Raw genomic sequence first — 22,031 nt, 5'->3', positions numbered from 1 at the left:
CGTGCCTCCTCGCGATCCGGCCGAGCGGCCGGATCGCCGTGCGATTCTTCCTCATCCGGCCGCGGCCGCGGACTGCTGCTCGTCGTAGGCCGCGAGCACCTCCCAGCCCGCGCCGTCGGACTGTCCGTACAGCTGATACCACCCCGCGAGCACGTGCGGCTCGTACACGCCGAGCTTGCCGAGTACCTCGCGCGCGAATTCGAACGGCGACGTGCCGCCCGCGGTGATCAGCTCGCCGTCGGTCACCGCGGCCTCGTCGACATAGTGGTCCGCCCCCGCGTATCCGCTGTAGAGCAGGAATTCTCGAACGTTGCTGGTGTGCTTGCGCTCGTCGAGCAGGCCCTCGAGCGCCAACCCCAGGGTCGCGCCGCAGATCGCCGCGACCGGCACGCCCGCCGCGAGGAACTCGCGCGCCTTGCGGGCGAACGGCTTCAGTTCTTCGGTGTCCCACGTGTCCGCACCCGCCAGGATCAGCATCGCACTGTCTTCGGGTCGCAGGTCGGCCAGCGCCATTTCCGGCGTGACGTGCATGCCGCCGAGCGTGGTGATCGGTGCGGTGGTCGGCCCGACCGTCTTGGTCTGCCACGTGCCCGGCTCCTTCTGCCAGTGCGTCCGGTTGATGTGCGCGGTGGCCGCGCCGATCTCCCAGTCGGAGAAGGTGTTGTAGACGGCTACGTGGACTGTTCTCTTCGTCATGACAGTATCCTGTCATCTTTGACAGCATGCTGTCAACAGATTGGCCGCGACGACTTAATCTGGAGGTATGCGGATCTCTGTGGCAGCAGACGAGAACGTCGGAGTGGCACCGGAACTGGTGGCCGAACTGGCCGCGCGCGGACACGAGACAGTCCTGCACGGCGCGCTGTCCGATACCGAACGTGACGACTGGGCCTGGGCCAGCGCGGCCGCCGCCACGGACGTCGCGCACGGCCGCGCCGATCAGGCGATCGTGTGCTGCTGGACCGGGACGGGCGCGTCGATCGCCGCGAACAAGGTCGCGGGCATCCGCGCCGCGCTGTGCGGCGACGCGACGACCGCCGCGGGCGCGCGCAAATGGAACGACGCGAACGTCCTCGCGCTGAGCCTGCGCCTGACGTCGACCGCCGAACTACGCGAGATCCTCGACGCCTGGTTCGGCACGAACCCGAGCACCGACCCCGTCGATCAGGCCAACGTGGCGCACCTCGGCGAAATCGGCTGACATCACAGACAGTTCATCCGGTTCACAGGGCGCGTAAGCCCTGTGAACCGGATGGAACCTCTGTGGTTCAGCTCAGCGCGTGGTCGAGGTCGGCGAGGAGGTCGTCGAGGTCTTCCAGGCCGACGGAGATGCGGACGACGCCGTCGGTGAGGCCGATGGTGGCGCGGCCGTCGGGGCCCATCGCGCGGTGGGTTGTGGTGGCGGGGTGGGTGATCAGGGATTTCGCGTCGCCGAGGTTGTTGGAGATGTCGATGACGCGCAACCGGTTGAGCACCTCGAAGGCGCGCTTCTTGGCCTCGTGCGCGGGTGCGTCCAGTTCGAAGGTGACCACGGTGCCGCCGCCGCTCATCTGGCTCGCGGCCAGCTCGTGCTGCGGATGTGATTCCAGGAACGGGTATTTCACCCAACTGACGGCCTTGTTGGACTCCAGGAACCGGGCGATGCGCAGCGCGGACTCGGTGGAATGCCGGACCCGCAGCGGCATCGTCTCCAAACCCTTGAGCAGGGTCCACGCGTTGAACGGGCTCAGCGCCGGACCGGTATGGCGCATAAGGGTTTTCACCGGGCCCTCGATGTAGTCCCGGGCACCGAGGATGGCGCCGCCGAGCACCCGGCCCTGGCCGTCGATGTGTTTGGTACCCGAATAGACCACCACATCGGCGCCGAGTTCGAAGCCGCGTTGCAGCAGCGGCGTGGCGAAGACGTTGTCCAGCACCACTTTCGCGCCCGCGGCGTGCGCGAGTTCGGCGACCCGGCGCACGTCCACGAGGGTCTGCATCGGGTTGGCGGGCGTCTCGAAGAACACCGCCTGGGTCGGCACCGACAGCGCCGCTTCCCACTGATCCATATCCTCGCCGTCGACGAAGACGGTTTCCACGCCCCAGCGCGGCAGGATCTCGTTGCACACCACGAAGCAGGAACCGAACAGGCTGCGCGCGGCCACGAGTCGGTCACCGGCGCCGAGCAGGGCGCCCAAAGCCGTGAATACCGCCGACATTCCGCTCGCGGTCGCGAAGCACGCCTCGGCGCCGTCGAGCAGCCGCATCCGCTCCTCGAACATGGCGACCGTCGGATTGCCGTAGCGGGAGTAGACGAAATGCTCGACGTCGCCGGTGAACGCGGCCTCGGCCGCCTCGGCGCTCTCGTAGACGAACCCGGAGGTCAGGTACAGCGCCTCGGAAGTTTCCTCGAAACCCGAGCGGCGCAACCCGCCTCGCACACCGAGGGTCGCGGGACCGACGCCTTCGGGCAGCGGCTTGTCGAACGCACCACCGGTGATCACAACTGCCTCCCCGAGTTCCGCACACCACCGAACATCGGCGCGCTACAGCACGCCCCCGCGTTCACGACTGCCGCCAGGGCAGGCCGAGGGCACGCCAGCCGGAGCCGCCGCGGTGCCCGTGTTCGTCGAGCGGACCTTCGAATCCTTCGAGCACGTTGTAGGAGGCGCTGAAGCCGGCGGCGGTCGAGGCGACCGCCGCGCCGATGGAACGCTGCCCCGAACGACAGAGGAAGATCACCGGCGCCTCCGGCTTGCGCCCGTCGAGCGCCGCGAGCAGCTGGTCGGTGAACTCGCCGTTGCGCGTCCCGCTGCTGTCGACCCACTCGATCAGGACCGTCTGCCGGTCGATCGAGCTGGTGTCGGGCACCCCGACGAACTTCCATTCGGCCGTGGTGCGCACGTCGACCAGAATGGCATCGGGATTGTCGCGCAACAGTTCCCACGCCTGCTGCGGCGTGATGTCACCGGCATAAGACATATGGACCTCCTAGAATCCGCACTTGCCGCGCTCGATTGACGCGCGGCCAGGTCGTCACCCGGAGCACCCCACCGCGGAGGAGGGTTGCCGACCAGTATTGCCGGGGCTTGACACTGGTTCTCATGACCTTCAGCTGAGATTGCCTGGACAAGGGTCACCGTGTCAAACGGCTGCTCACGCTGTGGGAACGGTCAATCGCAGACCAGCCATTTGTCACCGGATCTGGTCAGATTCCAGAGGGCGGTGGCCTCGTTGCCCTCGACCTTGGTGGTGACGGTCGCCTTGGCGCGGTCGCCGTCGACCATCGGGTTCTCGATTTTCGTTACCTCTACAGTCTTTCCGGCACCGGAGCGCCCCGCCAGTGGGGACCGCTTCGGATCGAAATCCGGGCAGCCCGTGCCTGGTGGCGGCACCGCACTGGTCTGGTTGCTGCCCTCGACGAAGCGGTTGACGGCGGCAGTGATCCGGTCGGATTCTGTGACATTTTTCTCAGCGGGCGAGACCACCCCGCCGATGATGATCGCCGCGAGCACGAGCACCGCGAAAATCCCGGCCGCGGCGAACGGCACCACCGAGCGCCGATCGGTCTGATCGACCACGATGGGCTCGTCTGCGGCGGGCGGCTGCGGCTCAGTCATACGACGATGATCCCTGGTGGGCGGCGCAATCCGGCGATCGGCCCCGCATCGCGGCCGCGACGACGCCGAACTCCGCTGCGGCACGCGAGGATCAGCGCGAGCAGATCGGGTAACCAGGACAGAACGCCCGGGGTGGCATCCGCTCAGTTCACGCACCGCCGCGGGCGGGCCCGCGCAGCACCGATAGAATCGCAAGACTGCGGCCTGCTGTCATAGCCGCGACGGAGTGGGCCACGAGCCGACGGCTCCGGGGTCCGCATCGGTAGGTGCAACCAGCCAGCGCGTGACTTAGCCTAGGCTAAGCAAGACGCCGTTAATTTGTTCTCGACCATAAGGGTGCCGTTAAAGATGACCGAACAGAGTGCCGCTACCCGCCCGCTCCGCATCGCCATCGTCGGCGCCGGGCCGGCCGGGATCTACGCCGCCGACGCCCTGATGAAGTCCGACGCCGAGGTGAGCATCGACCTGTTCGAGCGCATGCCCGCGCCGTTCGGCCTGATCCGCTACGGCGTCGCGCCGGACCACCCGCGGATCAAAGGCATCATCACCGCGCTGCACAAGGTGCTCGACAAGCCGCAGGTGCGGCTGCTCGGCAACATCGACTACGGCACCGACATCACCCTGGACGACCTGCGCATCTTCTATGACGCGGTGATCTTCTCCACCGGCGCCAACGCCGACCGCGCGCTCGGCATCCCCGGCATCGGGCTGGACGGCTCCTACGGCGCCGCCGACTTCGTGTCCTGGTACGACGGCCACCCGGACGTGCCGCGCACCTGGCCGCTGGACGCGGAGAAGGTCGCCGTGCTCGGTGTCGGCAACGTCGCGCTCGACGTGGCACGCGTGCTGGCCAAGACCGGTGACGAACTGCTGCCGACCGAGATCCCGCCGAACGTCTACGCCGGCCTGAAGGCCAACAAGGCGGTCGAGGTGCACGTCTTCGGACGACGCGGCCCGGCCCAGGCCAAGTTCACCCCGCTGGAACTGCGCGAACTGGACCACTCGCCGACCATCGAGGTCATCGTCGATCCCGAGGACATCGACTACGACGAGGGCTCCGAGGCCGCGCGCCGGCACTCCAAGCAGGTCGACATGATCGCGAACACGCTGGAGCAGTGGGCCATTCGCGATGTCGGCAACCGGCCGCACAAGCTGTTCCTGCACTTCTTCGAGTCGCCCGCCGAGATCCTCGGCGAGGACGGCAAGGTCGTCGGCCTGCGCACCGAGCGCACCCAGCTCGACGGCACCGGCAACGTCAAGGGCACCGGCGTCTTCAAGGACTGGGACGTGCAGGCGATCTACCGCGCCGTCGGCTACCTGTCGCAGAACCTGACCAACCTGCCGTTCGACGACCAGGCCGGCACCGTGCCCAACGAGGCGGGCCGCGTCATCGCCGACGAGAACGCCGACGGCGCCGACCGCTACATTCCGGCCACCTACGTCACCGGCTGGATCAAGCGCGGCCCGGTCGGCCTCATCGGCCACACCAAGGGCGACGCCAACGAGACCGTGGCCTGCCTGCTCGACGACAGCAAGGACTTCACCCCGGCCGAGCGCCCCGAGCTGGACGCGGTCACCGAGTTCCTCGAGGGCAAGGGCATCCCGTTCACCACTTGGCAGGGCTGGTACCGCCTGGACGCGCACGAGCGCGCCCTCGGCGAGCCGGAGGGCCGCGAGCGCGTCAAGGTGGTCGAGCGCGAGGACATGCTGCGCGCCAGCGAGCCGCACAAGGTCTGAGCCCCGGCTCGCCGGTAACCGTCGCGACAGCGAAACTTCGCGCACTGAGGCATTCTGTACAAGTGTTCGATGCCCATCTCCATATCTTCGACCCACGGTTCCCGCGGGTCGAGAACGAGGGCTACCTGCCCGACCCGTTCACCATCGCCGACTATCGAAAGCGCATGTCGCGCTTCGATATCGACGGTGGTGCCGTGGTCAGCGGGTCATTCCAGGGCACCGATCAGACCTATCTGCGGGCCGCCCTCGCCGAACTGGGCGAGGGCTGGGTCGGCGTCACCCGGCTCGATCTCGACGCCACCGACGACGAGATCATCGAGCTGGACCGGATCGGCGTGCGCGGGCTGCGGTTCAACCTCAAGCGCGCCGCCGCCGACATCACCGGCATGACCCTGCAGGCGCTGCGCGCGCACGAACTGGTCGGCTGGCATGTCGAGGTCTACATCGACGGCACGATGCTCACCTCGCTGCAGCCGGTGCTGTCCAAGCTGCCCGCGTTCACCATCGACCATCTCGGCATGTCCGAGGAGGGCCTGCCCTACCTGCTCGATCTCGTCGATCGCGGGGCGCGGGTCAAGGCAACGGGTTTCGGCCGGGTCGCGTTGCCGGTCGCGGACACGCTGCGCCGGATCCACGCCGTCAATCCCGAGGCGCTGATGTTCGGCACCGACCTGCCCGGCACCCGCGCGGGCCGCCCCTTCCAGGATTCCGACGTCGACCTGCTCTGCGATGTCGTCGGCACCGACATGTTCGCCGTGCTCGAGGACAACGCCCGCGCCTGTTACCGCCTGCCCGCCAAGGTCCGCCCCGTCCCCGAAGATCCGGCCCCAACTCTCCCCCTGCACCGCGCCGAACAACCCACCCTCCCCATCCGCCGCGACGCCCTCCCCACCCCGGACACCACCGACACCCTCCCCCTCCCCATCATCGAGTAACGCTCGGGCACAGGGCCTTCGGCGACTCAGCGGTTCACGCGACGAGGGCGCCGACGAGCCAGACGCCGGTGGCGAGCAGGGCGCCGAGGAGTTCGATGAGCATGGAGAGGCCGACGCCTTTGAGGGCGTGCATCGTTGCCTGCCAAGCCTGTTGGTTGACGCGCAGGCGGTGTAGTTCGGAAAGGTAAACGCCGAGAACGAATCCGACGAACAGGCCGACGACGGGGATGACGAAGAAGCCGACGATGCCGAGTACCGCGCCGAAGAACAGCGAGCGGTTGGCCACGCCCGCGTCCTTCAGCTTCCGGCCGGGCCAGGTGTATTTGATGACGCCGGACAGCACGAGCAGGGCCGTGCTGATACCGAAGACGGTCCAGGCGGTGGCGCCGCCGGTCACAAACGCCCAGACGGCGATCGCGCCGAAGATCAGGATGACGCCGGGCAGGATCGGGACGATGATCCCGAGCAGGCCGACGAGGATGACGAGACCGACGACGATCTCCCCGGCGACGCTCATGCCGAAGCCTCGCTGACCAGCGGCCGCGCCGTGCGCTGTGCCATGACTCCACCTCACTGCGCTGTCGCCGGACGCTCCCGCGGTTGTCGCGCTTGCGAGGATTGTGACGTACCAGGTCCGCCGGCGCACAGCAACCGGGGCTGGGTGAGTGCGGCGAAGTTATTGTCATACTGTCAATACATCCGCCGGCGGCTCCGGCGGCAGCGCCGGGGCGCCGGTGCGCTGGATCAACGACGAACCGAGGTAGGGCGTGAGCACTCCATCCACCGCCGCAAAGGGCCCGCTCGCGGGCATCAAGGTCATCGAGCTCGCCGGGATCGGGCCGGGTCCGCACGCGGCATTGCTGCTTGCCGATCTGGGCGCCGACGTGGTGCGGGTACAGCGGGCCGGGCAGCTGCCGGGCGGGTTCGACCGCCCGCAGCTGCGCGGGCGCACCATCGTCGAGGCCAACCTCAAGGATCCGGCCGATATCGAGAAGGTGCTCGGGCTCATCGAAAAGGCCGACGTCCTGATCGAGGGCTTCCGGCCGGGCGTCACCGAGCGGATGGGTCTCGGCCCGGACGACGCGCTGGCCCGCAACCCGCGGCTGATCTACGGCCGGATGACCGGCTGGGGTCAGGAGGGCCCGCTCGCCGATCGCGCCGGGCACGACATCAACTACATCTCCATCACCGGCGTGCTGCACGCGATCGGCCGCAAGGGTGAGCGTCCGGTGCCGCCGTTGAACATGGTCGGCGATTTCGGCGGCGGCTCGATGTTCCTGGTCTTCGGCCTGCTCGCCGCGTTGGTCGAGCGGCAGAGCTCGGGCAAAGGGCAGGTCGTCGACGCGGCGATGGTCGATGGGGCGCTGGCCCTTTCGCACATGATCTGGGGCATGCGCGGCCACGGGGCGTGGTCCGACGAGCGCGGCGTGAACCTGCTCGACACCGGCATGTCGTTCTACGACACCTACGAGACCGCCGACGGCAAGTACATGGCGGTGGGCGCGATCGAACCGCAGTTCTACGCGCAACTGCTCGCCGGGCTGGAAGTCGACCCGGAGGGCCTGCCCTACCAGATCGACCCCGCCGGTCAGGAAACGCTGAAAAAGGTGTTCACCGAACGGTTCCGGGACAAGACCAGGGACGAGTGGACGGCGATCTTCGCGGGCACCGACGCCTGCGTCACGCCGGTGCTCACGTTCGAGGAGGCCACGCAGAACGAGCACATCGCGGCCCGCGGCTCACTGATCGAGGTCGACGACATCACCCAGCACGCGCCCGCCCCGCGCTTCTCCCGCACCCCGAACGGCGTCCCCACGCCGCCGCCGTCCGTCGCGACCCCGATCGAAACCGTTTGGGCGGACTGAGTTTCACGGCGAAGGCCCCGGCTGGTCAGCCGGGGCCTGCCCACTCGGAGCAGACCACACCCGGAACGGACCGCACCCGGCACGAACCACACCCGGAACGGACGGCGGCGAGCCCGGCGAACCGCAAAGCTCGACCGGCTCGGCGATCCGCGTCACCGGCACCCGGCACCCCCGCACCGAAAACTGCCGTCAGTAGCAGGTGAGCGGCTGCAGCGGGTCGGCGGCGCGCGGCGTCAACGCGGTATAGGCCGCGGCAATCCCCTTGACCGCCAGCCGGAGTTCCGGCTCCTGATGGGTGAACGGCAACCGGATGAACCGCTCGAAAGCACCTTGCACACCGAAACGCGGTCCGGCAGCGAGTAATACGCCGTGGTTGGGCGCGGTGGCGGCCAGCGCGGTCGACACCGGGGCGGGCAGCTGCGCCCACACCGACATGCCGCCCGCGCCGTAACCGACCCGCCAGTCCGGCAATTCCTCGGCGAGGGTTTCGACCAGCGCGGTCCGCTGCGCCCGCAGCTGGTCGCGGCGGCGGTCGAGGATGGTGTCGGCGTTGGCGAGCAGGTGCACGGTCGCCAGCTGGTCCATCACCGGCGTGCCGAGGTCGACCGTGGAACGGATGCCGAGCAGCTTGGTGATCAAGGGCTGGTTCGTGCGGATCCAGCCGACCCGCAGGCCGCCCCAGAACGATTTCGAGGCCGAGCCGATGGTGACGATCTCGTTGCCCTTGGCGAACGCGGCGACGGGCGGCTGCTGTGGCTCGCCCGCCAGGTGCAGATCCGCCATCGACTCGTCGATCACCACGGTCATCCTGGTTTCCCGGGCGATCGCGGCCAGTTCGGCGCGGCCGTCCGCGTCGAGCAGTAGGCCGGTGGGGTTGTTGAAATCGGGCACCAGGTAGGCCAGCGTGGCCGCGGTCTGCCTGGCCGCACTGCGGATACCGTCCAGATCCCAGCCCTGGTCAGGTGTTTCGGGGCGCAGCGGCACCGGTACCGGGCGGGCGCCGACATCCCGGATCGCCTCGATCGCGTTCGGGTAGGTGGGGTGATCGATGAGCACCCGGGCCGCGGGCGCGGTGAGCACGTTCAGCAGCAGGCGCAGGCCGTGCTGGGCACCGAGGGTGACCAGGATCTGGTCCGGATCGGTGGGCAGGCCGCGTTCGGTGTAGCGGCGCGCGATCGCCTCGCGCAGCGCGAGCACACCCACCGGGTCCATGCCGTGCGTGCCGAGGTAGGTCGGAATACCCTCCAGCGCAACGGAATAGGCCTCCTGCATCTCCAGTGGCGCGGCCATCGCGGCGTAGGTCATATCGATGGTCGGCAGCTCCGAGGCGGCCATCATCGCCAGGATGGACCTGGCCGGCTTGCTGCCGTCGTGCTGCACGTCGCGCGGCAGCGCGACCGTGCTGCGCGAACCCTGACGGCTGATCAGGTAGCCGTTCTCGCGGAGCAGCGAGTAGGTGGAGGTGATCGTCGTGCGGCTGACGCCGAGGGTCGCCGCGAGGTCGCGCTCGCTGGGCAGCGCGACCCCGAGCGGCGCCCGTCCGTCGTGGATGAGCAGCCGAATGCCTTCGGCGAGAGCCAGATACGCCGGACGCGTGGCCCGCCGGGTGGCCGGCTCGCCGCCGTCCTCGTCCACGTTGCGCCACCCACCGAGGTCACGGGCCAGCGTGCCCGCGCCGATCACTCTCGTCGCCATACAGTCCAGTATCGAGGGAGTGGATATTTAAAGCAAGGCCAGTCGGGCGCAATCTGGTGGCATGATCACCTTTGCCACCCTCCTCGTCGTCGCCGTCCTCGGCTATCTCATCTATCACTACCTGCCGAAGGGTGCCGAGCGTGCGTTCCGGCTGGAGCGTTTCCAGCCGCGCGGCCCGTTGTCGGACTGGACCGCGTCCTACTATGACGAGCAGCGGCGCTACGCCGATCTCGCCGCGATCTACGGACGCAACGACACACCGGAAACCGTGGCCGAACCGGTCCGCCCGGCCGCGCCGGAAACCATCGCCGAACTGGGACGCACCGAGCGGAAGCTGACCTCGGTCCGATCCGAGGCCGCTACCCGGCATCGGAGCAGCGTGCACCATGCCACCTTCGACAGGAAGGCCAGTTGAGCAAAACTGGCCTTATCTGACTGGACCTGTCGGTGCCACGGTGCACACTGACTACATGAGCGACCCGCGTTGCCTGACCGCCGAGGCAACCCTCTTCGACACCGCGATCGGCATCTGCGCCATCGCATGGAGCGGTCCGACCGTGATCCGGTTCCAGCTCCCCGAAGCAAGCCCGGCCGCGACCCGTGCGCGCATCACGCGCCGCCGCGCCGGCCTGCCGGACGACGAGGTCCGCGAAGAGACCCCCACCGGCGTGATCGCCGAGGCCGTCGCGGGCGTGCGCGCCCACCTCGCCGGCGAACTCGACGACCTGCGCTGGATTCCGGTGGACCTCAGCGGGATTCCGGAGTTCAACCGGGCGGTGCTCGAGGTCACCCGCGCCATCGACCCCGGCCGCACCCTCACCTACGGGCAGGTCGCGCACCGCATCGGACAGCCCGGTGGCGCGCAGGCCGTCGGACAAGCCTTGGGCCGCAACCCGATTCCCCTGATCATCCCGTGCCACCGGGTGCTCGCCGCGGACAACGCGCTCACCGGCTTCTCCGCCCCCGGCGGCGTCAGCACCAAACAGCACCTGCTGGAGATCGAGCGCACCCCAGGCTTCGGCGAGCCGACGCTGTTCTGAGGGCCGCCGTGGCCGATCGAGCGCCGCGATGAGTTTCCTGCGCCTGCCCCGTCTGCACGAGTACAGGCCGCAGCGAACCGCGGCCGGCCACCTCATCGAAAGTGAGACTGCTGTGCAGACAGTGACCTCCGCCGACGGCACCGTGCTCGCCTACGACCAGCTCGACGGCGTCGCCGGAACCGTGATCCTGATCGGTGGCGCGTTCGGCTACCGGAAGTTCCCCAAGATGGTGGCGCTGGCCGAAACGCTGCACAAGCAGTACGGATTGACCGTCCTGAACTACGACCGGCGTGGTCGCGGCGACAGCACCGACCGGGCCGCCGGGTACGACGTCCGGCACGAGATCGACGACCTCACCGCACTGGTGGCGGCCGCGGGCGGCTCGGCGATGCTGTTCGGCTGGTCTTCCGGGGCGGGACTGGCGTTGCGGGCCGCGGCGTCCGGACAGATCCCGGGGATCACCAAGGTCGTCGCCTTCGAACCGCCGTTCGTGGTCGATCACGAGAACTTCGTGCCCGCCGCCGACCTGGAGACCACCCTGCACGAATTGATCGCCGCCGGTAAGCGATCCGAGACGGTGCGCTTCTACATGACCAAGGCGATGGGCATTCCGCGCGGCTTCGTCACACTCATGCGCTGGACCCCGTTCTGGCGCAACCTGCGCGCCACCGCCCACTCGACCGCCTACGACTGGGCCGTCATGCGCGAGTTCATGCGCGGCGAACCGCTGCGCACCGAGGACTGGTCCGGTGTCAAAGCCCAAACCTTGGTCATCGCGGGCGCGAAAAGCGATGCGCTGCTGCGCACCGGCGCCCGCGCCATCGCCGCCGTCCTCCCCGACGCCGAGTTCACCGAGATCCCCCGCCTCAGCCACAACCCCGACATCCGCCTGCTCGCCCCACCCGCAGGCGAATTCCTCACCACCGCATAGACTTCCGCACCGGCCACCCGCCCCGCTCCGGCCCGGCATCCGCACGGGTCCAGCCTTCCCGCACCGCAGCAGGGCCGCGGGCACCACGGCACAGCCTCCGTACGGGTCCAGCCTTCCCGCACCGCAGCAGGGCCGCGGGCACCACGGCACAGCCTCCGTACGGGTCCAGCCTTCCCGCACCGCAGCTCGCTCAGGGCTGGCACACGGCACAGCTTCCGCACAGCTCCGGCCACCGCACCGGCCCGGGAGCAAGCGCGGGGTCAGGGGGTGGATTCGCCGCGCATGAGGGCGCCGAGGGATTCGCGGTCGGTGACGTCCATCTTGATGCAGGCGCGGTAGAGGTGGCCTTCGACGGTGCGGACGGAAACGGTGAGGCGGTCGGCGATCTGGCGGTTGGACAGACCGGCCGCGACGAGGTTCGCGATCTCGCGTTCGCGGGCGGTGAGCGGGAGCGGTTGGGCTGCCTGCCGCAATGCGGGGGTGCTCGCCCCGCCACAGGCCGCCGCGAGCCGGTTCGCCGCGGCGGCGGACTCGAGCAGGCGACGGCGATCCCCGGCGCGTTCGTGCGCCGACGCGGCCTGCGCGGAGGCGTCTGCGGCGGAAAGCAACGCGCCGAGCTGTTCGAATTCTGCTGCGGCAGCGTCCAACCCGGGTCCGTCGTGCGCCGCGAGGGCGACCGCGTGCCTGGCTTGCACCTGCACCAGCTTGCCGTCCACCATGGCCGCCAGATCTGCTAATCGGCCTGCGGCGGAATGCTCCCCGAAGCGGGCCGCGGCATGCAGCGCCATAGCCTCGATGCCGTGCTGATTGGACCGGGCGGCAGCATCGGCCGCCCCCAGCGCGAGCCGGATGGCCGGGGTGACGGTGCCTTCGGCGGCCGCGTGCCAGGCGCGGGCGACTTCGAGCTGCGGCTCGTACACGGCACTGTGCCTGCCGCCGCGGGCGGTGGCTTCGGCGATCGCCTCGGCGGCCTCGGCCGCCCGGCCGAGCGCCGAATACGCCTCGGCGAGACGGATTCTCGCCGGGAACATCCAGGCCGCCGCGCCTTCCGCGGCGAGCGCGGCCAACGCCTGCTCCAGGTTCTCGATACCGTCCGGGAAGTGCCCCTGCGCCACGTCGACGGTGCCCTGCAGGATCTTCGACATGCCCCACGCCAGATACTGCCCTGGTGCGGAATAGCCGAAATAGTCTGCGGCGCAACGACGAGCGGCATCGAGCTGCCCGGTCAACACCAGCCCGAGCACCTCGGCATGGGTGGACATGAAGCGGTTGAGACCGTCGATCTCGGTCTCCACCTCGTGCCCACGGACCGCGTACTGTTGCGCCGCATCGCCTTTACCCATCAGCGCCAAGGCCAGGCTGCCGCCGAAGGAGGCCCACCAGACCGCCCAGGCCGGTGCGCCTTTGACGTTGATCGCCTTCTCCGCGTCGGCGATCGCGGTGTCGATCCGGTTCTCGTTCACGGCGCAGGCGGAGGCGAGTCCGTCGAGCAGCGCCACGTTCTTCGGATGCTTTGTCTTGCCGCGGACCAGAGTGAGCACCTCGTCGGCGAGATCGGCGTCGCCCATGGCCCACAACAGGTTCGCCACCCGCGTGCTACCCCACCGGACCAGCTGCACCTCGCTGAGCTCGTCGGGGTCGAAGCTGGCGAGCATGCGTTCGGCTTCGATCCGATGCCCCTGCCACAGCAGCGCCCGCGCGAGCAGATCGGCGGACTCGACCCCGCCGCGCCGTTCCACCGCGGCCCGGGCGAATCGCTCGCCGAGCGGCAGGTTCGCCAAGCCGATGGCGTCGGCGGCGGCCGCCTCGAACAGTTCGAGGTCGGCGGATTTGTCGCTGTCCAAAGCCAATTCGGCGAGCCGGATACGATCGGCGGCGGAATTTATCGGCCGCTCCTTCAGCGAGGAGTACAACCGTCCGCGCAACCGCCGCGCCGAGGCGATGCCGAGCCGGCGCCGGATCACCTCGCCGAACAGCGGATGGTTGTACCGCACGATCAGCTGGTGCGAATTCTGCACAACCCGGATCACACCCCGGGTTTCGGCGGCTTCCACCGCCTCCTCGCCGGCCAGCTCGGACAGCACGTCGAGGTCGATCGGTTCGCAGAAGGTGAGCAGCTCCAGTACGTGCAGCACGTCGTCGGGCAGTTGCTCGACCCGATCTTCCAGCAGCGCAGCCAGTTCCGAGGTGACCGCGGCCCGGCCGCGCAGCTGCCAGACGCCGTTCACCTGACGCAGCGAACCCGCCTCGAGCGCGCCCTCGACCAAATGCCGCAGGAACAACGCGTTTCCGCCGGAGGACTCCCACATCAGGTTGGCGGTGAAGCCTTCCAGCTGCCCGCCCAGCATCGATTCGACCAGGTCCACACTCTGGCGCTGACTGAACGGATTCAGATCGATGCGCAGCAGATGACCGTCTTTCCACAGCGAGGTGACCGCGTCGGGCACCTGCACCCCGCTGCGCACGGTGGCCACGATGTGCGCCGCCTTGTCGATCGCCAGCTGCAGCAGCAGGGTGGCCGACAACTGATCGAGCAGGTGGGCGTCGTCGACGCCGATGATGGTGTGCCCGTCCGCGAGCAACGCCTCGCGCGCGGCGGACATGAACGTCACCGGATCGTGCGCCGTATAAACGCCGACCATGTGCGCGAACACCCCCAACGGAATGCTGCGCGCCGATTCGGTGCCCGCGACCCAGCGGATGTTGCCGCCGACCGCCGCGGTCGCCTGCCTGGCCAGCGTGGTTTTCCCGACACCGGCATCACCGGTGAGGACCGCGCCGACATGCGCCCTGCCGGTGAGGGCCGCGCGGATCGCCTCGAACTCGGTCTCGCGCTCGATCATCGGCCAGTTCCGAGCCATAGCTCTTACTGTAGTTGCCAGAGGTTCATGATCGAAGCCCTGCAGCTATTACGCTGCGTCTCACCGCGACGGTCGCGCGGCGGTGAAGTGGACGCACCGGTCGGCCAAACCCTTTGAACGACGGCCGTTTAGGTCACGGCCGCCGCCCCGCTCAGCCCAGGACGTCGTGCCGGACGATGGTCTGATCGCGGCCGGGCCCGACGCCGATGCAGGAGATCCGCGCCCCGGACAGCTCCTCCAGCCGCAGCACGTACGCCTGCGCGTTGGCGGGCAGTTCCTCGAAGGTCCGCGCCCCCGAGATGTCCTCCCACCAGCCGGGCATCTCTTCGTAGATCGGCTTCGCGTGGTGGAACTCGGTCTGTGTGGTCGGCATCTGCTCGACCCGCTCGCCGTCCACGTCGTAGGCGACGCAGATCGGCACCGTCTCCAGGCTGGACAGCACGTCGAGCTTGGTGAGGAAGTAGTCGGTGATGCCGTTGACCCGGGTCGCGTAGCGCGCGATCACCGCGTCGAACCAACCGCAGCGCCGGGCGCGTCCGGTGGTCACGCCGACCTCGCCGCCGGTCTTGGCCAGGTAGGTGCCGAACTCGTCGAACAGCTCGGTCGGGAACGGGCCGGAGCCGACCCGGGTGGTGTAGCACTTGAGGATGCCGAGCACCGTGCTGATCTTGTTCGGCCCGACGCCGGCGCCGACCGCCGCGCCACCCGAGGTCGGGTTGGACGACGTGACGTACGGGTAGGTGCCGTGATCCACGTCGAGCAGGGTGCCCTGCGAGCCTTCCAGCAGCACGGTCTCGCCGCGCTCGAGCGCCACGTTGAGCTTCAGCCGGGTGTCGGCGATCCGGTGCTTGAAGCTTTCGGCCTGCGCGAGCACCTCGTCGACCACCTGCTGCGGGTCGAGCGCGCGGCGGTTGTAGATCTTGACCAGCACCTGGTTCTTGAACTCCAGCGCGGCCTCGACCTTCTGGGTGAGGATCTTCTCGTCCAGCACATCGGCGACGCGCACCCCGACGCGAGCGACCTTGTCCTGGTAGCAGGGGCCGATACCGCGGCCGGTGGTGCCGATCTTCTTGTTGCCGAGGAAGCGTTCGGTGACCTTATCGATGGCCACGTGGTACGGCATGATCAGGTGCGCGTCGGCGGAGAGCAGCAGACCGGAGGTGTCGACCCCGCGCTCTTCCAGTCCGGCGAGTTCGTCGAGGAGCACGCCCGGGTCGATGACGACGCCGTTGCCGATGACATTCGTCACGCCGGGGGTGAGGATGCCGGAGGGGATCAGGTGCAGCGCGAAATTGTCGCCATTGGGCAGCACCACGGTGTGGCCCGCGTTGTTGCCACCCTGGTATCGGACCACCCATTGCACCCGGCCACCGAGTAGATCGGTCGCTTTGCCCTTACCTTCGTCGCCCCACTGGGCGCCGATCAGGACGATTGCCGGCATGGTCGTGTCTCCTACGGTTCGACTTGCAACACCCGGGTAGATGGCAGTCGGCAGAGCCGACCGGGCGGTATTCGCCGGTGTTGCAGCTACCTGCCGTATCGAGGCGGTGGCCGGGAGCACAGTCTAGTCGACGCGTCGTCAACAGCGTGGGACCGGATCTCGTCGTAGGCTCGACAACCGTGTGGCCGATGCCGGGCAGGGCTAAGGTTGCACCCGTTGGTCCGACGACGTCGGCTCGAACCGAGGAGGGTGTACGGCAGTTTGAGTACCCACGTTCTCCGTTGCGACGGCGCACCGGTACCTATCGCCCTCGCGGCGCTGCCGACCAGTTCGACGGCCGCCATCCCCGATACCGCAGAGATCGACGAGTTGCTTCCGGTGCTCGCCGCCGACAGCCTCCCGCGGCTGATCGTGCTCGGTGACGACGCCGCGCTCGCCGCGGTGCTGACCCACCTGATGCGCACCGAACGGCTGCACGTCGAGATCGGCTACGTCCCGGTGGACAAGACCTACGGCTCCCGCGCCTACCAGACCGGCACCGGCAACGCCGCCGCCAAGCGGGCCATCGACGGGCGCGCGACCGAGGTGCCGCTCATCCGCGACGACACCGGCAAGGTGCTGATCGGCCGCGCCAAGATCACCGGGCCGGGTGCGGAAAAGCTCGAAGGCGAGGCCTACGTGGACGACTTCCAGCTGTTCTCCGGCAAGGTCACCGCCATGCTGATCTCGCCGACACTGCATCAGCCCGGGGTCCGGGCCACGGTGCAGAAGGGCATGCGCAAGCGCCGCTGGGCCGAAGGTCGCGCCGCCCAGCTCGGCACCCCCGGCGCGGTGGTGACCAGGGACGGTATCCGCACCGACCGCACGGTGCCCCGGTCCAGTTTCTACCGGCACCACGAGCCCTGGCTGCTGGTCCGATGACGTCCGCGTTCTTCGCCGAACGGCGCTCCCGCGCGGTGCGCCCGAGCCCGATCTTCCTGTTGGTCGTCGTCATCACGATCGTCGGCGGCGTGCTCGCCTGGGATGCCCCGCTGGACTCCACCCGGGCCAAGGCCGGGGTGTTCGTGCTGGTCGTGTTCGGCTGGGTGATCACGCTGTGCCTGCACGAGTTCGCGCACGCGTTCACGGCGTGGCGGGCCGGTGACCGCGAGGTCGAACTGCGCGGCTACCTCACGTTGAATCCGCTGAAGTACAGCCATCCGCTGCTATCGATCGTGCTGCCGATGGTGTTCATCGCGCTGGGCGGCATCGGCCTGCCCGGCGGCGCGGTCTACGTGCACACCCACAATTTCGCCCCGCGCACCCAGCGGCTCATCAGTGCGGCGGGTCCCGCGGTGAACGCGCTGTGCGCGGTGCTGTTGCTGGTGGTCGTGCAGCTGTTCGGCAGTACGAGTTCGCATCCCGCGCTGTGGTTCGGCTTGAGCTTCCTCGCGTTCCTGCAGATCACCGCGACCCTGCTGAACCTGATTCCGCTGCCCGGCCTGGACGGCTACGGCATTCTCGAACCGTCGCTGAGCTATCAGACCCGCCGCTCGCTCGACCAGTTCAAGCCGTTCGGCATGCTGATCCTGTTCGCGCTGCTGTTCACGCCCGCGATCAACGGTGTCTTCTTCGACGCGGTGTACGCGCTGTTCGAGGTGTCCGGCGTGCCCGCCGACTGGTCGCGCTACGGCAGCTATCTGACCCGCTTCTGGACTTAGAGCGGATTTCGATGATCGTCCCGGGCCGAATCGGGTAATCCCCGGCCAGTCGACCCGGGCGCGTACGTGCGCCCTGTACGAGCGTGCTCCCGGCCCACCGGTCGGCGCGCACGCTGTCATCAGCACACGTTGGAGCACACCAGCATGACCGACAACCCTTCGGCGACGGTGCTTTCCGTCATCATCCCGGCCCTCAACGAGGCGACCCGGATCGAGCGCACCCTCGATCGCCTGGTCCGCCAGGACGCCGTCGACGAGATCATCGTCGTCGACAACGGCAGCACCGACGACACCCGCCGCATCGTGCACGACTACGCGCGGACCCATCCAGAGGTCGCGCTCATCGAGGAAACCACGCCCGGCATCCCGGCCGCGCGCAACGCCGGATTCGACCGGGCCCGTGGCGATTTCCTGGCCAGGACCGATGCCGACACCCTGGTCGACGCGGACTGGGCCGCGGTGGTCCGCGCGCATCTGAGCGCACACCCCGACACCGCGGCGGTCACCGGGATCACCACCTATCACGACTCGCCGGTGGGCTTCTTCTTGAAACTCGGCTACTACCTGCAGGATCGGCGCGGCAAGCTCGGCGGGCGGGTCGGCAACCTGCACGGGCCGAACATGGCCATCCGCCGGGCGGCGTGGCTGCAGGTCGGCGCGGACACCACCACGCGCGCCGACGTGGCCGAGGACCTGGATCTCGCGCTGTGCCTGACCAAGCGCGGATTTCGCATCGATCAGCTGAAAAGCATGCGGGCCGCGACTTCGGCCCGGCGCCGCCGGACCAACCCGCGAGAATGGTGGCACTTCCAGCTGACCGGCTTGCGCACCATCGCCGAGCAGGGATACCAGGTGCTGCCGCTGCATCGCGCGATCATCGTCGGCGCCTGGCTCACGCACACCGTGCAGTGGCCGATCTATCGATTCTGGGACTTCGACCGTCGCCGGTTCACACTGCGCCCGGCGCCGCCGCGGGTCTCCGCGGTCGGGGAATCCTGAAAGTACACAGGGCCGTCCGGCCTGACCTCCCCTGGACCGGACGGCTCTGCTCTTCGCAGCGGGCGAATCCACCCCTACCCGCCCGGCCACCACACCCATGGCCGGCGGGGTGGTTCGCTGATGTGCGAAGTGTGCGACCGCAACACCCCTCGCTTCGTTGCGGTCTCTTGATCAAGGTAGGGCGCGGCATCCGCCGGAACACGAGTAGCGCACTACCCAAAGATCATCATCGAGTCCCCGCACACCGGCGGCCGGAGCACTCGCACGCGGCGCCGGCTACGTAGTCGGCTCAGTCTTCCGGCACGACCCACGGCTTGGGGACGGTCGGCGGGAGCAGCGCCATCGCCGAGATGCGCTTCATCCCGCACACCTGCATCAGGTCGACCACGATCGAACGCACCTGCGCGAACACCACGTGCGCCGAAAGCCCGGCACCCTCAACGAGTTCCGGGCGTGCCTCCTTGGCGACCGACCGCAGCACCCGAGCGCCCTCCGCCTGATCGGGCTGTTCACCCGGGTCGGCGAGCATCATCCGGCGCACCACATCGACTGCCTGGCCGAGCCTTTCGACCTCGTCGATCAACCGGGGATCGAGAATCTCGTCGTCCTGGACCAGCGTCAGCGAGCGGCGCAACAGCACCCTGGTATTGCGCACCGCGTTGTCCAGCGGGTCGGCGGTGGCCTTGATGCGTTCGAGGCGGGCGCGAGAGTTCCAGTACAGCGGCGAGATTCGGCTGATCTCCCGGCCACCCTCCAGCGTGGCGCGCATCGCGTCGATCTGCGGTTGCGTCGCGCGGACCGCGGCGAGCGCCGCCCGCAGCTTGTCCGGATCCTGCGCCAGCAGGCCGTCGCCGCACTCGGTGAGCGACTTGCCCATCACGCCAAGGATTTCCGCGGCCTGCTCGCGGGCGCGGCGCACCGGATGCAGCGGAATCGAAGCCACCACAACCACTCCCACCAGACCGCCGACCAGCGCGTCGATCATCCGGGAGAAGCCGCCGCCCGCCGACGGCGGCAACAGCGTGGCGACCAGCACCGCCGAACCCGCGGCCTGCATGGTGATGATCGAGCCGCCGTCCAGGAACACCGCCGCCGCCATGGCGACCGCGACCACCAGCGCGATCTGCCACACCCCGGTCCCGGCGTTGGTGATGAACAGGTCACCGATGCCGATGCCGACCGCGACGCCGACCACCAGCTCCACCGAACGCCGCAGCCGGGCGCCGAACGAGATGCCGATCGAGACCACGGCCGCCGTCGGCGCGAAGAACGGTTGCGGGTGGCCGACGATCTCCCGCGCGATGAACCAGGCCAGGGCCGCGCCGACGGCGCACTGCACGATCGGCAGCGCGGACAGGCGCAGCCGCGCCCAGGAGGCGCGCAGCCGGTCCACCGTGCTCGTGCGCGCGACATCCACGCGCGGTTTGAAGTCGAGCAGGGACAATTCAGTCCAGGCCCAGCTCAGCCGCCGCGCGGGGATCGCAATCTTCGAGCAGGTCCAGGCAGCGCGCGTACTCCTCGGTCTCGCCGACCACCTTGGCCGCGCGGGCCAGCGCGCCGACGCTGCGCAGGAAGCCACGGTTGGGCTCGTGGCTCCACGGCACCGGGCCGAAACCCTTCCAGCCATTACGCCGCAACAGGTCGAGGCCGCGGTGGTAGCCGGTGCGGGCGAACGCGTAGGCGGCGACGATGTCGTGATTGATCGGCTCGTCCTGGGCTTCCCCCCTGGTGAGCGCGGCCTCGGCCAGATAGGCCCAGGCGATCGAGGCCGCCGGATGGTCGGCGGCGACACGCACCGGATCGGTGCCTTCGAGCAACGCGTCTTCGGCGTCGGAGATTTCGGGGAGGAGTACCGGTTGCGGGCCTAGCAGATCACCGAACGAGGTCATGCGGTTCATTGTGCACCGACGCGATAATCGCCGGTGACGCGTACCGCCGCATTCCCTGCCGCCGTGCGGGGTCTGAAGTCGGACTTCGCCGGACCCTGGCCGTTAAGCTGGCCGTCGAGTTCAAGATGTTCCGCCTGACCGAGGGGTAGTGCGTGTCCGACCCGAACGACAACAAGAACCCGGCGCGGGAGAGCGCCGACCCGGCAACCCCGGCCGGACCCGGCGCACGCCCCGGCGCCGACGCGGCGAGCAACCCGAGCGCGAACAGCGGAGATCGCCCGGCCGACGCCGGCGCGACCCGTCCTATCCCCGCCTCGGGTGGTGCTGGTGGTGCCGCACCGAACGCCGGTGCACAGGGCACGTCCACGCCGAGTACCCACGGCACCGGTTCAACCCCACGCGGAACGCAAGACCCCGGCACTGCGCCGGGCACGACACCGACCTCCGGCACTCCGGGCGCTGCGACACCGCGCCCCGGCACCCAAGACCCCGCCGCGCCGAGCGGTTCGGCCACCAGCGCAACCCAGCCCGGCGCAAGCACCCCCGCCACAGGTCGGCCCGGTTCGGGCGCGCCGACGATCAGCACGCCCGGGCAGTCCGCGCCGAGCGGGTCGACGACTCCCGCCACCGGCCGACCCGCCGCACCGGCCGAGTCCGGTCACGACAGCGGATCAACCAGCCAAGGTGCGCAAAGCGGCCCAGGCACCGCAGACCCCACCGTGCCTGGTGCGCCGAAAGCCGCAGGAACTCAACAGAGCAGCGCACCGAACAGCGGCACCGCCGAAACCGAGGTGATCGCACGGCAGAACAGGCCCGCCGCAGCAGCACCGGACGCGGCCGCCCCGACGGGACAGCCGGGTAACCCAGCGGGAACACCTGGTACACCGAAAGCTTCCGAGGCCGAAACGGTCGCGATGAAACGCGCAGCTCAGCCGAGCACGGCCGCCGACGGGTCCGGGCCAGTCGCGAACGCCATACCAGCACAGACGGGCGGCTCGGCAGGTTCGCCGCGACCCGCTCAGGGCGCGGGTACCGACAGCACTTCGGCAGTGCCTGACGCCACGAAAGGCGCTGCAGCACAGCCTGATCCGACCCGCCCCGGCCAGATCCCCGGTGCAGCAGCCGCGAGCGCGCAGGCCAGTGCCCAGGCAGGCGCATCGGGCAGCCCGGCAGGCACCGATGACGCAGCGGCACAGCCCGGCGGCCCGGCAGGTGCACCCGGCGCCGGACGGAACGCCGGCGCCGACGCCGCACCCGCGTCGCCCGGCGGCACGGAAAGCGCTGCAGCCCAGGCCGCTTCGGCGCAGAGCGAGCCCGGCGACACGAAGGGTGCGGCAGC

20 protein-coding genes, 1 pseudogene and 1 riboswitch are annotated in these 22,031 nt (G+C 69.1%); of the genes and pseudogenes, 11 read left to right on the top strand and 10 right to left on the bottom strand.

Features of this window, described 5'->3' with window-relative positions; genetic code table 11:
- Nucleotides 1-51: 51 nt before the first annotated feature.
- Entirely contained in the window at nt 52-696 is a 645-nt protein-coding gene (locus TY25_RS25725) for a type 1 glutamine amidotransferase family protein (RefSeq protein WP_042260091.1), read from the bottom strand.
- Nucleotides 697-763: 67 nt separating this feature from the next.
- Here TY25_RS25725 and TY25_RS25720 point away from each other — a divergent pair, with 67 nt between their 5' ends.
- On the top strand, nt 764-1,201 hold the full coding sequence (locus TY25_RS25720) for an RpiB/LacA/LacB family sugar-phosphate isomerase (protein ID WP_042260089.1): 438 nt from the start codon (nt 764-766) through the stop codon (nt 1,199-1,201).
- 67 nt (nt 1,202-1,268) lie between these two features.
- Here the strand turns inward: TY25_RS25720 and TY25_RS25715 are convergent, their stop codons facing one another.
- The 3 genes from TY25_RS25715 to TY25_RS40745 form a co-directional block, all read right to left on the bottom strand.
- Entirely contained in the window at nt 1,269-2,483 is a 1,215-nt protein-coding gene (locus TY25_RS25715; RefSeq protein WP_042260088.1) for an O-succinylhomoserine sulfhydrylase, read from the bottom strand.
- Between the two features lie 61 nt (nt 2,484-2,544).
- A complete protein-coding gene (locus TY25_RS25710; RefSeq protein WP_042260087.1) occupies nt 2,545-2,961 on the bottom strand; it encodes a rhodanese-like domain-containing protein in 417 nt (138 codons plus the stop codon).
- A gap of 13 nt (nt 2,962-2,974) precedes the next feature.
- A riboswitch (SAM riboswitch) is annotated at nt 2,975-3,089 on the bottom strand.
- Nucleotides 3,090-3,152: 63 nt separating this feature from the next.
- On the bottom strand, nt 3,153-3,599 hold the full coding sequence (locus tag TY25_RS40745) for an Rv0361 family membrane protein (RefSeq protein ID WP_052383188.1): 447 nt from the start codon (nt 3,597-3,599) through the stop codon (nt 3,153-3,155).
- A 348-nt stretch (nt 3,600-3,947) separates the two neighbouring features.
- On the opposite strand from TY25_RS40745, the gene TY25_RS25700 reads away from it, so the two are divergent.
- Complete coding sequence (locus tag TY25_RS25700; protein ID WP_042260085.1) at nt 3,948-5,336, top strand: FAD-dependent oxidoreductase; 1,389 nt, start codon at nt 3,948-3,950, stop codon at nt 5,334-5,336.
- Nucleotides 5,337-5,398: 62 nt separating this feature from the next.
- The gene (locus TY25_RS25695) at nt 5,399-6,271 is read left to right on the top strand and encodes an amidohydrolase family protein (protein WP_042260083.1); all 873 of its coding nucleotides are present in this window, start codon (nt 5,399-5,401) and stop codon (nt 6,269-6,271) included.
- 34 nt (nt 6,272-6,305) lie between these two features.
- Here TY25_RS25695 and TY25_RS25690 read toward each other — a convergent pair whose 3' ends face one another.
- Nucleotides 6,306-6,788, bottom strand: a complete 483-nt coding sequence (locus TY25_RS25690) for a DUF456 domain-containing protein (protein WP_042260081.1) — start codon at nt 6,786-6,788, stop codon at nt 6,306-6,308.
- A 250-nt stretch (nt 6,789-7,038) separates the two neighbouring features.
- Between TY25_RS25690 and TY25_RS25685 the strand changes: the two genes are divergently transcribed.
- On the top strand, nt 7,039-8,136 hold the full coding sequence (locus tag TY25_RS25685; protein WP_042260079.1) for a CaiB/BaiF CoA transferase family protein: 1,098 nt from the start codon (nt 7,039-7,041) through the stop codon (nt 8,134-8,136).
- Between the two features lie 189 nt (nt 8,137-8,325).
- Here the strand turns inward: TY25_RS25685 and yczR are convergent, their stop codons facing one another.
- Complete coding sequence (gene yczR / locus TY25_RS25680; RefSeq protein ID WP_042260076.1) at nt 8,326-9,831, bottom strand: MocR-like transcription factor YczR; 1,506 nt, start codon at nt 9,829-9,831, stop codon at nt 8,326-8,328.
- 61 nt (nt 9,832-9,892) lie between these two features.
- On the opposite strand from yczR, the gene TY25_RS25675 reads away from it, so the two are divergent.
- The 3 genes from TY25_RS25675 to TY25_RS25665 all read left to right on the top strand — a co-directional run bounded on the left by TY25_RS25675 (nt 9,893) and on the right by TY25_RS25665 (nt 11,802).
- Nucleotides 9,893-10,246 (top strand): hypothetical protein, encoded by a 354-nt coding sequence (locus tag TY25_RS25675; RefSeq protein WP_042260074.1) that lies wholly within the window; start codon nt 9,893-9,895, stop codon nt 10,244-10,246.
- A 55-nt stretch (nt 10,247-10,301) separates the two neighbouring features.
- Nucleotides 10,302-10,871, top strand: a complete 570-nt coding sequence (locus tag TY25_RS25670) for a methylated-DNA--[protein]-cysteine S-methyltransferase (protein WP_042260072.1) — start codon at nt 10,302-10,304, stop codon at nt 10,869-10,871.
- Between the two features lie 112 nt (nt 10,872-10,983).
- Nucleotides 10,984-11,802 (top strand): alpha/beta fold hydrolase, encoded by an 819-nt coding sequence (locus TY25_RS25665; RefSeq protein WP_042260235.1) that lies wholly within the window; start codon nt 10,984-10,986, stop codon nt 11,800-11,802.
- 260 nt (nt 11,803-12,062) lie between these two features.
- On the opposite strand, the gene TY25_RS25660 is transcribed toward TY25_RS25665, so the two are convergent.
- Both TY25_RS25660 and TY25_RS25655 read right to left on the bottom strand, forming a co-directional pair.
- Nucleotides 12,063-14,663, bottom strand: coding sequence for a helix-turn-helix transcriptional regulator (locus TY25_RS25660; RefSeq protein ID WP_042260070.1), 2,601 nt, complete (start codon nt 14,661-14,663; stop codon nt 12,063-12,065).
- Between the two features lie 151 nt (nt 14,664-14,814).
- Nucleotides 14,815-16,104 carry an adenylosuccinate synthase gene (locus TY25_RS25655; protein ID WP_042260068.1) on the bottom strand — a complete coding sequence of 430 codons (1,290 nt, stop codon included), beginning with the start codon at nt 16,102-16,104 and terminating at the stop codon, nt 14,815-14,817.
- Between the two features lie 261 nt (nt 16,105-16,365).
- Between TY25_RS25655 and TY25_RS25650 the strand changes: the two genes are divergently transcribed.
- From TY25_RS25650 to TY25_RS25640, 3 genes are all read left to right on the top strand, one after another.
- Nucleotides 16,366-17,025 (top strand): hypothetical protein, encoded by a 660-nt coding sequence (locus tag TY25_RS25650; RefSeq protein ID WP_226887140.1) that lies wholly within the window; start codon nt 16,366-16,368, stop codon nt 17,023-17,025.
- Nucleotides 17,022-17,804, top strand: a complete 783-nt coding sequence (locus TY25_RS25645; protein WP_042260064.1) for a site-2 protease family protein — start codon at nt 17,022-17,024, stop codon at nt 17,802-17,804. The genes TY25_RS25650 and TY25_RS25645 overlap by 4 nt, the downstream gene beginning before the upstream one ends.
- Nucleotides 17,805-17,948: 144 nt before the next feature.
- Nucleotides 17,949-18,803 (top strand): glycosyltransferase family 2 protein, encoded by an 855-nt coding sequence (locus tag TY25_RS25640; RefSeq protein ID WP_042260233.1) that lies wholly within the window; start codon nt 17,949-17,951, stop codon nt 18,801-18,803.
- Nucleotides 18,804-19,092: 289 nt separating this feature from the next.
- On the opposite strand, the gene TY25_RS25635 is transcribed toward TY25_RS25640, so the two are convergent.
- A complete protein-coding gene (locus tag TY25_RS25635) occupies nt 19,093-20,220 on the bottom strand; it encodes an FUSC family protein (RefSeq protein ID WP_226887139.1) in 1,128 nt (375 codons plus the stop codon).
- 28 nt (nt 20,221-20,248) lie between these two features.
- Nucleotides 20,249-20,692, bottom strand: coding sequence for a DUF3151 domain-containing protein (locus TY25_RS25630; RefSeq protein ID WP_014988818.1), 444 nt, complete (start codon nt 20,690-20,692; stop codon nt 20,249-20,251).
- Between the two features lie 1,049 nt (nt 20,693-21,741).
- Here TY25_RS25630 and TY25_RS44225 point away from each other — a divergent pair.
- A pseudogene (locus tag TY25_RS44225) lies at nt 21,742-22,031 on the top strand (hypothetical protein); the annotation flags it as partial.

Origin of the sequence: Nocardia brasiliensis NBRC 14402 (assembly GCF_000308475.2) — a bacterium.
Lineage (GTDB): Bacteria > Actinomycetota > Actinomycetes > Mycobacteriales > Mycobacteriaceae > Nocardia > Nocardia brasiliensis.
The sequence above is the reverse complement of the archived record's forward strand: the minus strand, read 5'-3'. Positions and strand labels throughout refer to the sequence as shown.